The organism is Streptomyces sp. CC228A (assembly GCF_021390935.1).
Lineage (GTDB): Bacteria > Actinomycetota > Actinomycetes > Streptomycetales > Streptomycetaceae > Streptomyces.
Window position 1 is genome coordinate 89,629 of record NZ_JAJPUI010000010.1, and the last position, 15,265, is coordinate 104,893.

Annotated in this window: 13 protein-coding genes; 11 read left to right on the top strand and 2 right to left on the bottom strand. The window is 73.7% G+C overall.

What is annotated here, in order from left to right:
* Positions 1 to 6 precede the first annotated feature (6 nt).
* Complete coding sequence (locus L6E17_RS25140; protein WP_236242985.1) at positions 7 to 933, bottom strand: beta-ketoacyl synthase N-terminal-like domain-containing protein; 927 nt, start codon at positions 931 to 933, stop codon at positions 7 to 9.
* A gap of 45 nt (positions 934 to 978) precedes the next feature.
* Positions 979 to 1,191 carry an acyl carrier protein gene (locus L6E17_RS25145; RefSeq protein ID WP_236242986.1) on the bottom strand — a complete coding sequence of 71 codons (213 nt, stop codon included), beginning with the start codon at positions 1,189 to 1,191 and terminating at the stop codon, positions 979 to 981.
* Between the two features lie 391 nt (positions 1,192 to 1,582).
* On the opposite strand from L6E17_RS25145, the gene L6E17_RS25150 reads away from it, so the two are divergent.
* From L6E17_RS25150 to ddaH, 11 genes are all read left to right on the top strand, one after another.
* Positions 1,583 to 2,353 carry a 2OG-Fe dioxygenase family protein gene (locus L6E17_RS25150; RefSeq protein WP_236242987.1) on the top strand — a complete coding sequence of 257 codons (771 nt, stop codon included), beginning with the start codon at positions 1,583 to 1,585 and terminating at the stop codon, positions 2,351 to 2,353.
* Between the two features lie 11 nt (positions 2,354 to 2,364).
* Positions 2,365 to 3,453, top strand: a complete 1,089-nt coding sequence (locus L6E17_RS25155) for a hypothetical protein (protein WP_236242988.1) — start codon at positions 2,365 to 2,367, stop codon at positions 3,451 to 3,453.
* Positions 3,454 to 3,497: 44 nt separating this feature from the next.
* Entirely contained in the window at positions 3,498 to 3,749 is a 252-nt protein-coding gene (locus L6E17_RS25160; RefSeq protein WP_236242989.1) for a hypothetical protein, read from the top strand.
* Positions 3,750 to 3,777: 28 nt separating this feature from the next.
* Entirely contained in the window at positions 3,778 to 5,184 is a 1,407-nt protein-coding gene (locus L6E17_RS25165) for an MATE family efflux transporter (RefSeq protein WP_236242990.1), read from the top strand.
* A gap of 31 nt (positions 5,185 to 5,215) precedes the next feature.
* Positions 5,216 to 6,427, top strand: coding sequence for an ATP-grasp domain-containing protein (locus tag L6E17_RS25170; protein WP_236242991.1), 1,212 nt, complete (start codon positions 5,216 to 5,218; stop codon positions 6,425 to 6,427).
* The gene (locus L6E17_RS25175) at positions 6,424 to 7,704 is read left to right on the top strand and encodes an aspartate aminotransferase family protein (protein WP_236242992.1); all 1,281 of its coding nucleotides are present in this window, start codon (positions 6,424 to 6,426) and stop codon (positions 7,702 to 7,704) included. Before L6E17_RS25170 ends, L6E17_RS25175 begins: the two co-directional genes overlap by 4 nt.
* Positions 7,705 to 8,504: 800 nt before the next feature.
* The gene (locus L6E17_RS25180) at positions 8,505 to 12,401 is read left to right on the top strand and encodes an amino acid adenylation domain-containing protein (RefSeq protein WP_236242993.1); all 3,897 of its coding nucleotides are present in this window, start codon (positions 8,505 to 8,507) and stop codon (positions 12,399 to 12,401) included.
* A gap of 173 nt (positions 12,402 to 12,574) precedes the next feature.
* Entirely contained in the window at positions 12,575 to 13,279 is a 705-nt protein-coding gene (gene fabG / locus L6E17_RS25185) for a 3-oxoacyl-ACP reductase FabG (protein ID WP_236242994.1), read from the top strand.
* A gap of 78 nt (positions 13,280 to 13,357) precedes the next feature.
* Entirely contained in the window at positions 13,358 to 13,882 is a 525-nt protein-coding gene (locus L6E17_RS25190) for a hypothetical protein (RefSeq protein WP_236242995.1), read from the top strand.
* Positions 13,789 to 14,424 carry a 4'-phosphopantetheinyl transferase superfamily protein gene (locus tag L6E17_RS25195; protein ID WP_374109139.1) on the top strand — a complete coding sequence of 212 codons (636 nt, stop codon included), beginning with the start codon at positions 13,789 to 13,791 and terminating at the stop codon, positions 14,422 to 14,424. The genes L6E17_RS25190 and L6E17_RS25195 overlap by 94 nt, the downstream gene beginning before the upstream one ends.
* Positions 14,421 to 15,260, top strand: coding sequence for a dimethylargininase (ddaH, locus tag L6E17_RS25200; RefSeq protein ID WP_236242997.1), 840 nt, complete (start codon positions 14,421 to 14,423; stop codon positions 15,258 to 15,260). Before L6E17_RS25195 ends, ddaH begins: the two co-directional genes overlap by 4 nt.
* Positions 15,261 to 15,265: the final 5 nt, after the last annotated feature.

Genomic DNA, 15,265 nt, shown 5'->3' on the forward strand with positions numbered 1-15,265 from the left:
CCTGGCTCACCGGGGTCCCCCGTCCATGCTGTCCGCGCTGTCCGCGCTGTCCGTGGTGTCCGCGGTGTCCGCGTGTCGCCGGGTCACCGTCACCGCGGCGTGGCGGCCGTCCGGGGCGTGGCAGGCGAGGACGGCCCGTTCGGTGGGCGCCAGCGTGTGCACGAGGTCCAGGAAGGCGCGGGTGGCGAAGGCACTGTTGTGCTCCGCGAAGGCGATGCGCGCCGCGCCGTCGCCTTCGCCGAGGCCGTCGCCTTCCGCTTCGGTGCTTCGGGCGGCGGTCTTGCAGACGGTGCGCAGGAGGCCCGGCCGCGGTGCGTCGGCGGTGCCGAACGCGAACTCCGCGGTGAGGTCGGCGCCGCTGTGCAGGAACGCGTGGACGACACCGTCCCGGCACGGCACGTCGGGCGCGTCGAGCCGGGCGTCGGCGACGGCCTCCGGCCCGTAGACGTCGCCGACGAGGAGGCGGCTGACGTCGGAGCGTCCGCGCTCCAGGGCGGACAGGGCCTGCCACAGGGCGAGGACCGGCGTGAGGACGCCCGCGTTGACGGTCATGTTGCGGCCCGTCGAGCCGATGCGCAGGTTCACGAACGCCGACGCCGAGCTCGACGTGGCGTTGGGGAAGTACTGGGCGGACAGCAGCTTCCCCTTCTCCGCGGCGTGGCGCTGGAGCCGGGTCAGGGCGGCCGTGTTGCCGTACTCGGTGCCGATCACGACGGTGTCGTCGGTGCGCGTCGCGCCGTCCGCGCGCGCCCCGGAGGCGTCCGCGGCCCCGAGCGCGAGGTACAGGCAGGTCCGGGTGAACGCGTCGCGGAACTGGTCGCCGGCGGTGCCGATCACCTCGTGCAGGTCGGTCGGCAGGCCCTCGTGCTCGTCCGTGCCGTTCGTCGGGCCCGGAGCGCACAGCGCGACCGGGCCGAGGGAGAACTCAAACAACGCAACTCTCCAGGGCGGTGCTTCGGAGGGGCGGGTACGCGCGGGTCAGCCGGCGACGTGCTCGCTCACGTGCCGCTGGAGGTCCCCCACCGTGACGAGGTCGCGGGAGAAGTCGTCGCCGAGCTCGACGTCCAGGACGGCCTCCACCTGGACGACGACGTCTATCAGCTTGAGCGAATCGATGTTCAGGTCCGCCTTGAGGTCCTGCTCGGGCGTGATCTCGAACGAATCCGGGAGTTCGGCAATCTCCCTCAGCACCGCAGCAATTCGACCGTCGATAACGCTGTCCGACATTATTCCCCCATTAATTCAAAAACAGATGCTTGACGGCTACGAACCCTAACCAGGCGCCAACTGGCTTGTCAACGAACGAAGAACGCCCCCGGGCGCTCGCAGCGATTGCAGTACGGCGCCATTACACAGGGCGAAAACGGGCGGAATGCGCCCCACCGGTTACCCGGCCCACCAGGCCGAATCGCGTAGCCCGCGCAGAATTCCCTGATCAGGCGCCAGATTCCGAGACCATTTTCGGCCAAGTTGGCTTACGGCTGGAATCTTTCGTGACCCACGTCACGTTGCCCGCGACTCCCGGACTGCACTAAATTCCGGTGCCTGTTGTTGACTTACGAAAACGGGGGAGCTTTTCGCTATGCCTGCAAATCCTTCGACCCTCTCCCGCCAGGGCTGGGACCGCTGGAATCTCGGTACGGAATTCGGTATCGACGAGACGGACAGCGACTACCGCGCGCTCCGGGCCGCGTACGACGACCTCCCGGAAGATCCGTACGCGACCGGCTCCGGCCGGTACCGGCGCTACGCCCGAGGTGTCTTCCTGCCGTGGTCCAGGGAATTCTTCTGGATGCCGGCCACGGAGAGCCAGGCCCGGGAGGGCATGAACGGCTACTACCAGGGCGACAACAATCCCGAGTACGTGAACGTCACGCGGAACCTGCCGGCCATCAGCGAGGAGATCTGCGGCAACAAGCTCCTGCTGGACATGATCCAGTTCGACTTCTCGCAGACCCGCTGGAGTGAGGACGACGCGGTCTGGCCGCTCTACGTCGGCGTCCACCTGATCAAGCTGCACATCGAGGAGGACGGCCGGGAGGCCGTCTCGTCCCCGAACGAACTGCACCAGGACGGCGAGCCCTACGTCTTCGCCCACCTGATCTACCGGGACAACGCCGAGGGCGGCGCCAACCTCATCGCCACCCCCGAGTACCGGGGCAAGCAGCCGGAGGACGTCCCGCCGGCGGACCGCCTCGCCGAGTTCCAGATGGAGAACCCCCTCGAGGCGTACGCCATCACCGACCACCTCGTCAGCCACTACGTCGGCCCGATCCGCAAGGGCGGCGCCGACCGGCCCGGCGAGCGGGCCATCCTGCTGGCCGACTGGGTCCCGATGCGCCACCGCATCTGAGAGGGCGGCACATGAACGGCGTGCGTTACCGCCATGAGCGTCCGGTGAGCGCCGAGGCGGCCGGCGAACTGCGCAAGGCCCTCGCGTTCCACTACGCCGGCGCCACCGTCGAGCCGCTGGACAAGGGCGTCGAGGTCCGCGTCCCCGCCGGGCCGACCGAGTCGGAGCTCGGGGAGATGGTCCGCCACTTCCTGCGCGGCCACCGCGAGGTGCCGGTGACGGTCGTCGCCGAGCACCCCGGGCGGCCGGGCCTGACCTGCCGCGCCCCCGAGGACGACCACCGGGTCGCCGTGGCCCGGGGCGCCTACCTGCAGGGCCCGGAGTGGACGGCGGCGATGGACGGGGTGCGCCGGCTGTGCCGGGAGCGGCTCGCCGAGCCGTTCGGCGCGCCGCTGCTGACCGGACCGGCGCAGCTCTCCCGCGACGTGCTGGTCCGGGCCGGGTACTACCAGAAGTTCCCGAACCTGGTGAACGCGGTCGCCCGGATCCGCGACCACTACTGGGACGGCGTCACCGTCTCGCAGCTCCGGCCCGGTCAGACCGACGCGCGGGACTCCTTCTACCGTCCGGCCGACACCGTCCTCACACCGGTCACCTGCTACCACGTCTACGCCAACGCGGCGGAGCTCAAGGAGCGCTACGACACGGGGCTGTTCGGCATCGAAGGGCCGGTGTTCCGGCACGAGTCGCACAACCACAGCCCCACCCGGCTCGGCGAGTTCCGCATGTTCGAACTGGTGCGGATGGGCGGCACCGAGGAGGTCGCGGGCGACTTCGCGCGCATGCTGGAGGCGTTCACGGAGTTCTTCGCCGACCTCGGCGTGCCGCACCGCATCGTCAGCGCCTCCGACGCCTTCTTCGGGGACGCGCCGACCATGACCCGCGAGGCGCAGCTGCTCAACAAGAGCAAGTTCGAGGTACGGGTGCCGCTGGGCACCGGCGAACTGTCCGTGGCCAGCGTCAACGCGCACGGCGAGGTGTTCGCCGACGCCTTCGGCCTGCGCGGGCTCGGCGCCGACGGAACCTGCTGCGCGGGCATCGGCCTGGACCGGCTCACGTACGCGCTGCTGTCCTACGGCCTGCTCGGTGCCGCGGCCTGACCCGGCCGCACACCGCCACCGTACCCACAGAGGGAAAGAGTTCCATGGAAGACCTGAAGACGGTCGTCGACGACCTGCTGCAGCAGCTCGCGCAGGCGCGGGACGTGCCGGCCGACGCGGAGCCGTCGCAGATCATCGTCAGCTCGCTCGACCAGATGCGCTTCCTCGTCGGGCTTGAGGAGCGGCTGGACGCCATGCTCGACGTCGGCGACGTGCTGCCCTTCGACCTGTCCGACCGCGAGGCGCTGCTCAAGAGCGTCCACGAGCTGCTAGAGGAATCCGGAGTGACCCTGTGACCTCCGGCCCCGCCGGCGGTGACGGGCGATGAGCACCACCCGGAGCCGGCTGCTCGACCTGAGGGCGATGGGCGAGGTCGTACGCGTCTCGGTGCCGCTGATGTTCGGCATGGTCGGCAACCTGGTCCTGATGCTGGTCGACCGCATCTGCCTGGCCCGCTACTCGGAGGACGCGCTGAAGGCGTCCGGCCCCGCCGTCTTCACCGCGACCACCGTGATCATGGTGACCACGGGGGCGGTCGGCATCACCCGCTCCTACGTGGCACAGGCCCACGGCCGCGGCGACAAGCGCGGCACCATGGACGAGGGTGCCAACGGGTTCGCCCTCGGCCTGCTGCTCGCCGCGCTGCTGCTGGCCGCCACCCCGCTGCTGACGCGGGTGCCGCAACTGGGCGGGCACCCCCCGCACATCCAGGAGCTGGAGGCGCAGTACCTCGGCCTGTCCACCCTGTTCGGCGCCGTCATGACCCTCAACATGGCGCTGTCGTCGTACTTCAACGGGCTGGGCAGGACCCGGATCCCGATGACCGTCGGGATCATCGGGCAGGTGGTCGGCGTCGTGATGACCGTCGGCCTGGTCTTCGGCCGCTTCGGACTGCCGGAGATGGGCATGCGGGGCTCCGCGCTCGGCACGCTGTGCGCGGTGTCCGTCATGTTCGCCGGCTACGCCGTGTGCCTGCCCCGCGGCTACGCGGCGGGCTTCGGCCGGCTGCTGCGCCAGGGCGCCGGCCGCGTCGCCGGGGTGCTGTGGCTGCGGCTGCGGCGCGGCGCCCCCGCGGGCGGCTCGCTCAGCCTGGAGGAGCTGGGGCAGACGGCGTTCGTGTGGCTGGCCGGGGTCCTCGGACCCGTGGCGCTCGCCGCGAACAACGTCGCCCTGGCCCTCAACTACGCCGCCGTCATCCCCCTGATCGGCCTGGGGATGGGCTGCAACATCCTGTGCGGCAGGGCCGTCGGCGCAGGCCGGCACGGCGACATCCCGCACATCATGCGGGTCACCCTGACGATCTCCGGCGGGTACGTGGCCGCGGTCGCGGCCCTCCAGATCCTCACACCGTCCCTGCTGCTGAGCCCGTTCGGCCTCGGCGGCGCCGGCTCCGCCGTGACGGACCACGCCGTGGACACCTCGCGGGTGCTGTGGACGTACGCCGCCGCCTTCATGTTCTCCATGGTCGGCTCGGGCGTCCTCGAATGCCTCGGGCTCGCGCGCTTCGGTTTCGTGGCGCGGATCGTCCTCATGTGGTGCCTGTGCGTGCCCACGCTCATCGTGTTCGTGCTGCTCTCCCGGGACGACCCGGACATGCTGCCGGTGATGTGGGTGATCTTCTCCGCCTTCGAGGCCGTGATGGCCGCGGTGTGCCTGTGGCGCATCCGCCGCGCCGTCGCCGGCGGGGAGAACCGGCTCCACACCGACAGCCCCACCCCGCAGCCCGCCTGACCCGTCCCCCACAGAGAGTGTGGCCATTTCCGTGAACGTACTCCTCCTCGGTCGCGAGGAAGACTGCCGCGACTACCTCGACTACGCGCAGCAGCGGGGCTTCGCCGTCCGCTTCTTCGACCCGCCGCAGCTCACCGGCGACGACCGCGAGCAGTGGCGCCGCACCGTCATCGACGCGGCGCGCGCCGCCGTCGACCTCGACGGCCTCGACGACGTCATCTCCTTCCACGACAGCTACCAGATCCAGCTGGAGCTGCTCCGCGGCGAACTCTCCCTGCCCACCAGGGACATCGACACCCTGCTGTGCCTGGCCGACAAGACCCGGTTCAAGGCCCACCCGGCGGTCCGCGACCACATCACCCGCCACATCGAGATCGACCCCTCGGCGAAGGCGCCCCAGGCGCTGGCCGCCGTCACGGAGGCCCTGTCCTTCCCCGTCGTGGTCAAGCCGTCGAACGGCTTCTACAGCGCGGGCGTGGTGAAGGCCGAGGCACCGGAGGACTTCCCCAAGGCGTTCCTCCAGACCAAGCGCGTCTGCACCGTGCTGCGGGAGGGCAACGGCCAGTCCCGGATGCTCGCGGAGGAGTACCTCGACGGCAACGAGTACGCCATCGACGGCGTCGTCAGCCGCGGCAGGATCATCCCGCTCCAGGTCCACCGCAAGCTCCCTCCGCTGGTCGGCCCCCTGTTCCACGAAGTGGCCTATCTGACGGAGCCGTTCGACGCGGAGCTGGGACGCGGCTTCAGCGCCCTGCTGGCGGACGTGATCCCGGGCGTCGGGCTGGACGACTCGCCTTTCCACGCCGAGTTCCGGTTCGACGGGCAGGGCCGGCTGCGCATCCTCGAACTCGCCCCCCGCCTCTGCGGCGGCGGCACCACCACGTACCAGCAGCTGCGCATCTGCACCGCTATCGACGCCTACGACCTGCTGCACCGGCTGGGCCGTGAGGCCGTCGACCCGAAGCCGCTGCACCACCGGGTGGCGCTGGAGTACGACGCCCCCATCGAGCGCAGCGGCTTCCTGAAGAACACGGCCCGCGCGGTCGAGGTGTGCCGCAAGAACGATGTCACCACCGTGCACCTGCACCGCCCTGACGGGCAGTTCGTGCTCGCCCCGCCGCTCAACTTCGAGACGGTCCTGACCGCCTACTTCGCACGGGACACCCGTGAAGAGGCCGAGGCGCTGCTGGACGTCCTGATGACCGACTGCACGATCGAGACGGAAACGGAAAAGTCGCCATGAGGCCGGAAATCAAGCGCGCCCTGCACAGCATCCCGATCGGCGCCAGCTCCCCGCTCCGCGCCTGCCGCAACGTGGGGACGGAGCCGCTGGTCGTGGCCGAGGCCCGCGGCCAGTACCTCCACGACATCGACGGCACCCGGTACGTCGACTTCATGTACGGCTTCGGGCCGCTGATCCTCGGCCACGCGCCGGAGGCCGTCAGCTCCGCCCTCGCCCGCCAGGCCGCGGCCGGCACCCTCTTCGGCACGTACTGCATGCAGGAGATCGAGCTCGCCGAGCGCATCACCGCGACCGCCGGGCACCTGGAGCAGCTGCGCTTCGTGTGCAGCGGCACCGAGGCCGTGATGTCCACGCTGCGGCTGGCCCGCGCCTACACCGGCCGCACCCGTGTGCTGCGCTTCAACGGCGGCTACCACGGTCACTTCGACCTGGTGCAGAACAAGGACGAGTCCCGGATGCGCGACGCCGGCCTCGACCCGGCCGCGATGCGGTCCAACCTCTACGCCGAGTACAACGACGCGGAGAGCGTCGAGCGGGCCTTCGCCGAGCACCCCGGCGAGATCGCCGCCATCGTCGTGGAGCCGGTCGCCTGCAACATGTCGCTCGTGCTGCCCGAGGACGGCTTCCTCGCCGACCTGCGCCGCATCTGCGACCGCGAGGGCGCGCTGCTGGTCTTCGACGAGGTCATCACCGGCTTCCGGCTCACCTACGGCCCGGCGTCCAACCTGCTCGGAACCACCCCCGACCTCACCGCCTTCGGCAAGATCATCGGTGGTGGCACGCCCGTCGGCGCGTTCGGCGGCCGCCGCGACGTCATGCGGCTGCTGGACGAGCAGCGGGTCCTGCAGGGCGGCACCCTGGCGGGCAACCCGCTGACGATGGCGGCCGGCCTCGCCACGCTCGACGTGCTGGCGGAGCCCGGCTTCTACGAGGAGCTGGAGCGCAAGGGGGCGCTGCTCGAAGCCGCGGTGGAGCGCCACCGGGCCGCGCACGGGCTCGACTTCCGGTTCGTCCGCACCGGCAGCATCTTCGCGTTCATCTTCGTCCCGCGCGCCGCGCAGGTCCGGCGCAAGGCGGATGTCGCGGCCCAGGCGCAGTCCCCGTACACCACGCTGTACGCGGGCATGCGGAAGGACGGCTACCACCTGGCGCCGGACATCGAGGAGCCGATGTACGTCTCCGCCGCGACGCCGGACGAGACCCTGGAGGACTTCGCGGCCCGCGCCGTCGCCCTCCTCGCCACCGACCCGGACACCCCGCGGGTCAGTCCGGCCTGAGGCGCGCCCGCGCGGTGGCGGGCGGTCCGTGCGCGCAGCGGCGGACGGGACCGGGCGGGGACCTCGGGGAAGCCTCCTCCCGCCGGTTCCGGTCCCCGGGCGGCCCCTCCTGGGGCCGCCCCCGGGTCCCGGGGCCTTCCCTGCCGGGACGAGGCCCCTCCGGCCACGCCGGGCGGGGCGCCACTGGGCGGTGGGCCGCCGACCGGCGGCCCACCCGGCGGGGCTCACGGCCCGGCGGGGCTCACGGCCCGGCGGGGCTCGGGGCGTCGGCGCGACCCCGCGGCCGGAGGGGCTCGGCGGGTCGCCGCGATCGGCGGCGGCGGGGCTCGGCGTGCCGACCGGACCCAGCGGGGTGGCCGAACCCGGCGGCCGACAGAGCTCCGTGGCCGACCGAACCGGGCGGCCGGCGGAGCCCGGTGCGCCTGGAGCCCGGCGTGCCGACGGAGCCCGTGTACGAGCGAACCCGGCAGCCGGTGCGGGGTTCGGCGGGCCGACCGGACCCAGCGGGGTGGCCGAACCCGGCGGCCGGTGCGGGGTTCGGCGGGCCGCACGTCCCGCCCGCCGCGCCCCACGACATCGCCGTCACCTCACCCACCTCGTGCACCGCACCTGACTCCCCTGCCACGTCTACCTCCGACGCCTCGCACACCTCTGTGCCACAAGCACCACCACCGCCTTCAGCACCCGCCCCCGCGCCACCGCCCCACCACGCCCCTCAGCACCCCAGCCCCGCACCGACCGGGTCGGCGTCCGCGTCGCCCGGACGCCGGACCGCCCGCCCCCTGCCGACGGAACCAGACATGAACACTGAGGCCAGGACCCTTCCCCTTCTCCCCACCCAAGAGAGCGTGCTGTTCGCCGAGGCGGCGCACGGCAGGCCGGGCACCCACAACCTGGCGCTGGCCCTGCGGCTCACCGGTCCACTCGACCGGGCCGCCGTCGACGGCGCACTGCGGGCCCTGACCGAGCGGCACGAGGCCCTGCGGGTGCGCATCACCGAGCACGACGGCGAGCTGCGGCAGACGATCGCGGACACCGTGGCCGTGCCGCTCGACGAGGTCGACCTCGGCTCGCCGGGCGAGGGCCCCGCCGACACCGTCCCCGACCGGTACCTCACCGAAGCCCAGGACCGGCCGTTCCCGCTGGACCGGGCACCCCTGCTGCGGGCCACCCTCTTCCGGCTCGGCGAGCAGCGGCACGTCCTGCTGCTCGTGGCTCACCACAGCATCGCCGACGGCGACTCCCTCGACGTGCTCGCCCGCGAGTTCCCGCCCCTGTACGCGGCCTGCGCCGAAGGGCGCCCGAACCCGCTCCCGCCCCTCGCCGTGAGCTACGCCGACCACATCACCGCCCGGCTCTCCGGCGCCTCCGACCGGCGCCGAGCCCGGTCCCTGGAGCACTGGCGCACCGCACTCGACGGCGCACCGGCCACCCTGGACCTGCCCATGGCCCGGCTCGGCGGCACGACGCGCCGGCACGCGGCCACCCACCGCCGGGACCTGCCGCGCCCCGTGGCGGACGGGCTGCGCGCGCTCGCCGCCGAGCACCGGGCCAGCCTGTTCTCCGTACTCGCCGCCGGCGCGTTCGCCCTGGTCGGCCGCTACACCGGCGAGAGCGACCTGGTGCTCGGCGTGCCCCTGTCGACCCGGCTGGAACCGGGCTCCGAGGGCCTGGTCGCCCTGACGGTCAACACCATGCCGCTGCGCGTGGCGTGCGACACCGGACAGGACTTCCTGCCGCTGCTGCGCCAGGTGCAGGGCCGCACCTTCCAGGCGCTGCGCCACCAGGGCGTGGCCTTCCACGAGCTGGTCCAGGAGGTCAACCCGCCCCGCTCGGCCGGTCGGCAGCCGGTGTTCCAGCTGGCCCTCAACCACGTCCGCACCGGCCCGGCGGGCCGGCCCGCCGCGGGGCTGGTCGCGGAGCCGCTGCCGGTCGCCAACGCCACGGCCGCGTTCGAGCTGATGCTCACCTTCGTGGAGGCCGGGGACGACATCCGCTTCTACGCCGAGTACGACACGGAGCGCTTCGACGCCGGCGCCGTCCACGCCCTCGCGGACCACCTCGCCCACCTGCTCGCCGCCGTCTGCGCCGAGCCCACCGCCCCCCTCGCCGACCTCGACCTGATGGGCGAGGAGGAGCGGCAGCGGGTCCTGCACCACTGGAACGACACCGGCGCCCCCCTCACCGACGACACCGTCCCGGCCCTTCTCGCCCGGCAGGCGGCACGGCGGGGCGACGCCACCGCCGTCGTCTGCGGCACCGACCGCCTCAGCTACCGGGACCTCGACCGGCGCTCCGCCCGCATGGCCCGCATGCTCACCGAACACGGCGTCCGGGAGGGCGACTTCGTGGGCCTGGCGACCCGCAGGTCCGCCGCCGCCGTCGTCGCCCTGCTCGGCGTGCTGCGCGCCGGAGCCGCCTATGTGCCGCTCGACCCCGCCTACCCGCAGGACCGGCTGGCCTTCATGGTGCGGGACGCCGCCCCCGCCCTGCTGGTCACCGACACCTCCTCCGCCGACCGGCTCCCCACCGGCCCGGGCACGCCCCCGGTCCTGCTGCTCGACGACCCGCGCACGGCGGCCCTGCTGGAGGAGCCCGGCGACGCCCCGGTCGCCTCCCCCGCGACCGCCGACCACACCGCCTACGTCATCTACACGTCCGGCTCGACCGGTCGGCCCAAGGGCGTCGAGGTCACCCACCGCAACGTCGCCAACCTCGCCGCCTGGGCGGCCGACGCCTTCGGCGACGGGCTGGCCCGGGTGCTCGCCGCCACGTCCCTCAGCTTCGACGTGTCCGTCTTCGAGGTCCTCTGCCCCCTGCTCAACGGCGGCAGCATCGAAGTCGTCCGCGACCTGCTGGAGATCGGCGAACGCGGCGGCTGGCAGGGCACCCTCGTCAGCGGCGTCCCGTCCGTCCTGGACCGGCTGATCGCCGACGGCGCCCCCGACCTGCGGGCCGACCACCTCGTCCTCGCCGGCGAGGCCCTGTCCCCGCAGGTCTCCGCCCGGCTGCGGGCCGCCGTGCCCGGCGCCCGCCTGGTCAACGCCTACGGCCCCACCGAGACGACGGTGTACGCCAGCGCGTCCGACACCCGGGACCGCGGCGGCGACGGCCCCGCGCAGGAGGCGCCGCCCATCGGGCGGCCGCTGCGCAACACCCGGCTGTACGTCCTCGACGACCGGATGCGGCCGCTGCCCGTGGGCGTGCCCGGCGAGCTGTACATCGCCGGCGCCGGTGTCACCCGCGGTTACCTGCACCGGCCCGACCTCACCGAGGCCCGTTTCGTCCCCGACCCCTTCGGCCCGCCCGGCGCGCGGATGTACCGCTCCGGCGACATCGTGCTCCGCCGCCCCGACGGGCAGCTCCAGTACGTCGGCCGCGCCGACGACCAGGTCAAGCTGCGCGGCTTCCGGGTCGAACCGAGCGAGGTGGAAGCGGTCCTCGGCGCGCAGCCCGAGGTGGCCCAGGCCGTCGTCGTCGTACGCGAGGACCACCAGGGCGAACGGCGGCTGGTCGGCTACGTCACCCCGGCGGCGGGCGCCGCCCCGGACCCCGACCGGCTGCGCGCCGCGCTGGCCCGGCTGCTGCCCGCCTACATGGTCCCGGCCGCCGTCGTCCCGCTCGACGCGCTGCCGCTGTCGCCCGCCGGCAAGCTGGACCGCGGCCGGCTGCCCGACCCCGGCTTCGGCACCCGCACCGGCCGGCCTCCCCGCGCCGGTGACGAGGCCGCCCTCGCCGCGCTGTTCGCCGAGGCGCTGGGTGTGCCCGAGGTGGCCGCCACCGACGGCTTCTTCGACCTCGGCGGGCACTCACTGCTGGCGATCCGGCTGGTCCGCGGCATCCGCGCACGGCTCGGCGCCGACCTGACCGTCCGGGACCTCTTCGAGACGCCCACCGTGGAGGGCCTGGCCCAGCGGCTGCGCCCGGCCCCCGGCGGGCCCGCGAGGACCGCAGGCGCGGCGGCGCGGACCGACGACTTCGGGGTGCTGCTGCCGCTGCGCACCCGCGGCGACCGGCCCCCGCTGTTCTGCGTCCACCCGGGGTTCGGACTCAGCTGGAGCTACGCCGCGCTGATGCGCGCCCTCCACCCCGAGCAGCCGGTGTACGCCCTCCAGGCCCGCGGGATCACCCCCGCCGACGAGATGTCCGCCGGTTACGGGGAACTCCTCGACGACTACCTGGCCCAGGTCCGCGCCGTCCGCCCGCACGGCCCCTACCGGCTGCTCGGCTGGTCGTTCGGCGGCCTCGTCGCCCACTCGCTGGCGGCACGGCTCCAGGCCGAGGGCGAGCAGGTCGAGCTGCTCGCCATGCTGGACACGGTGATGGTCTCCGGAGACGAGTACACGCCGGAGGACCTGTGGGAGCTGATCGAGGCGGAGACCGCCGCCGTACGCCAGGTCGTGCCCGACGAGCAGCGGCTGCTGGCGGTCGTGGAGAACCTGATCCGCGTCCGCGACGAGTTCCGGCCCGAACGGTACCGCGGTGACGTGCTGTTCTTCGTCGCCGACAAGGAGCCGGACCGGCCGCCGGCCTTCGGCGAACCGTGGCTGCCGTACGTGGACGGCCGCCTGCTGGAGCACCGGATCCCCTGCACCCACATGCAGATGATGGACGCCCGCCCGGCCCGCGAGATCGGTGACGTGCTGGCCAAGGCGCTCGACGCGCTCGACAGCACCGGCCCGGAGCGGGACCGCTAGGGAGCGCCCGCACAGCAGCCGTCCCCCCCGGACGACGCACCGGGCCGGGTCGGGGGCGCGACCGCGGCGACGCGGCGAGTTCGCGCCCGGGACGCCGGCGGGCAGCCGGGGCGTCGCCCCACCGACCCGGCCGCCCCGTACGACTGGACACGCAACGAAGAAGGGCCCGCACTATGCCCCGTACCGCCCTCGTACTCGGCGGGAACCGCGGAATCGGCCTCGCCGTCGCCCGGCACCTCGCCGCCCGCGGCGACCGCGTCGCCGTCAGCCACCGCACCGGTGAGCCGCCCGCCGGGCTGTTCTCCGTACGCTGCGACGTCACCGACGCGGAGGCGGTGGCCGAGGCGTGCGCCCGCGTCAAGGACGAGCTGGGCCCCATCGAGGTGCTCGTCCACAACGCGGGCATCACCCGGGACCGGCCGCTCGCAGCCATGACCGCCGAGGACTTCCAGGCGCCGCTGCAGACCAACCTCCTCGGCGCGTTCCACGGCATCAAGCCGGTGCTCCGCGGCATGATGCGCGCCCGCTGGGGCCGCATCGTCCTGATGTCGTCCACCGTGGCGCTGTCCGGCGCGGTCGGCCAGACCAACTACGCGGCCTCCAAAGCCGGCCTGATCGGTCTCGCCCGGTCCCTGGCGCTGGAGGTGGCCGCCCACGGCATCACCGCCAACGTCGTCGCGCCCGGCTACACGGACACCGACATGGTGGCGGCCATGCCCGAGGACAAGCGGCAGAGCCTGCTGGCGACCGTGCCGATGCGCCGCATGGCCGCGCCCGCCGAGGTCGCCGCGGCCGTCGGCTACCTCACCGGCGAGGACGCCGGCTACGTCACCGGCACCGTGCTCCGCGTCGACGGAGGCGTCGGCATGGGCCACTGACCCCGCGCCCCGGCACCCGCACCGACCCGGCACCGCAGCAGCCACGGCCGGACCGAACCACCCGAGGAGGAGCCCGCAGTGCCCACAAGCCCGCCGCACACCCCGGGCCCGGCGGCGCCCGCCGCCCCGGCGCCCCTCGCCCTGGTGCGTGCCACGGCGGACGTCCTCCCGCTGCTGGACGCCGTCGCCCTCGCCCCGTACGAGCAGGACCGTGCCGCCCGGCTGGCCCCGGGGCAGCAGCGCGACGACTACCTGGCCGCCCACGTGCTGGTACGCGTGTGCGCGGCGCGGCTCCTCGGCGTGGACCCGGCCGTCCTGGTCCTCGGCCAGCGCTGCGCCGGGTGCGGCGGCGAGGACCACGGCCGGCCGTTCCTGCGCGGCCTGCCCGGCGTCGGCGTGAGCCTGTCCCACACCCGGGGCGCCGTCGCCGCCGCCGCGGGCCCGGGCCCGGTCGGCGTGGACGTGGAGGACGCCGTGGACGCGGTGTTCTCCCCCGGGTGGCCGCCCGCGTGCTGGCCCCCGCGGAACTCGCCGCGGTCCGGGCCGCCCCCGACCCCGCACGGGCCTTCCTCCGCCTGTGGGCGCGCAAGGAGTCCCTGGTGAAGGTGGGCGTCACGACGCTCGGCGCGCTGCGGGAGATCGACCTCACGGCGTCCGGCGCACCGGCCCCCGGGCGCCCCGGCGCCGAGCCGCCCGCCACCGCGCGCCTCGCGGCCGGCCGACCCGCCGAGCGGGAGCACCCCGCCGGGTGGTGGCCCACCGACCGGGAGCACCCCGCCCAGCAGCGGCCCGCCGCCCCGGAGGGCCCCGCCGCCGAGCGCCCCGCCGACGGACGGTCCACCCACGTGGACAGCCCCACCGACGGACGAGTCACCGCCGTCGAGCGCCCCGCCGACGGACGGCCCGCCGACGTGGACAGCCCCACACACGGACGAGTCACCGCCATCGAGCGCCCCGCCGACGGGCGGCCTACCGACGGGCGGTCCATCCGGCCGGAGCGCCTCGCGGCGTGGCGGTTCGCCGACTGGAGCAGCCCGGACGGCCGCCTGATCGCCGCCGCCGCCGCGCACACCACCCCCGCCATCGACGGGGGGAGCGAACCCCGTTCCCCTCTGTTCGCCTATTCAGGAGAGCGACACGCATGACTGCGCACCAGCCCCAGGCAGGCAACCGGAACCGGACGGCGACCCCGCGCCGGTTCCTGATGTGCCCCCCGCGCCACTTCGACGTCACCTACTCCATCAACCCGTGGATGCACCCCGGCAAGCCCGTGGACGGCGGCCTCGCGCTGCGCCAGTGGGAGGGGCTGCGCGACCTGTACCGGGAACTCGGGCACACCGTGCAGGAAATAGAGCCCGCCCCCGGGCTGCCCGACATGGTCTTCGCCGCCAACGGCGCGACCGTGGTCGACGGCAAGGTGCTCGGTGCCCGCTTCCGGCACGTCGAGCGCACCGCGGAGGGCCCCCTGTACCTGGAGTGGTTCCGGCGGCAGGGCTTCGCGGAGCTGTACTGGCCGGAGCACATCAACGAGGGCGAGGGGGACTACCTGGTCGCCGGCCGCCGGCTGCTCGCCGGCACCGGCTTCCGCACCGACCAGCGCTCCCACTTCGAGGCGCAGGAGTTCTTCGGACTGCCCGTCACCAGCCTCCGGCTCGTGAACCCGTCGTACTACCACCTGGACACGGCGCTCGCGGTGCTGTCCGACGACGAGGTGGCGTACTACCCGAAGGCGTTCAGCGAGGGCAGCCAGGCCGTCCTGCGCGCGATGTTCCCGGACGCGGTCCTCGCGTCCGACGAGGACGCGGCGGTGTTCGGGCTGAACATGCTCTCCGACGGCAAGCACGTCCTGCTGCCCCAGGCCGCCACCGGCCTCGCCGCACAGCTCGCCGCCCGCGGCTTCGAGCCGATCGGGGTGGACCTGACGGAGCTCCTCAAGGCCGGCGGCAGCGTGAAGTGCTGCACCCTGGAACTGCGGGGCTGACGCCG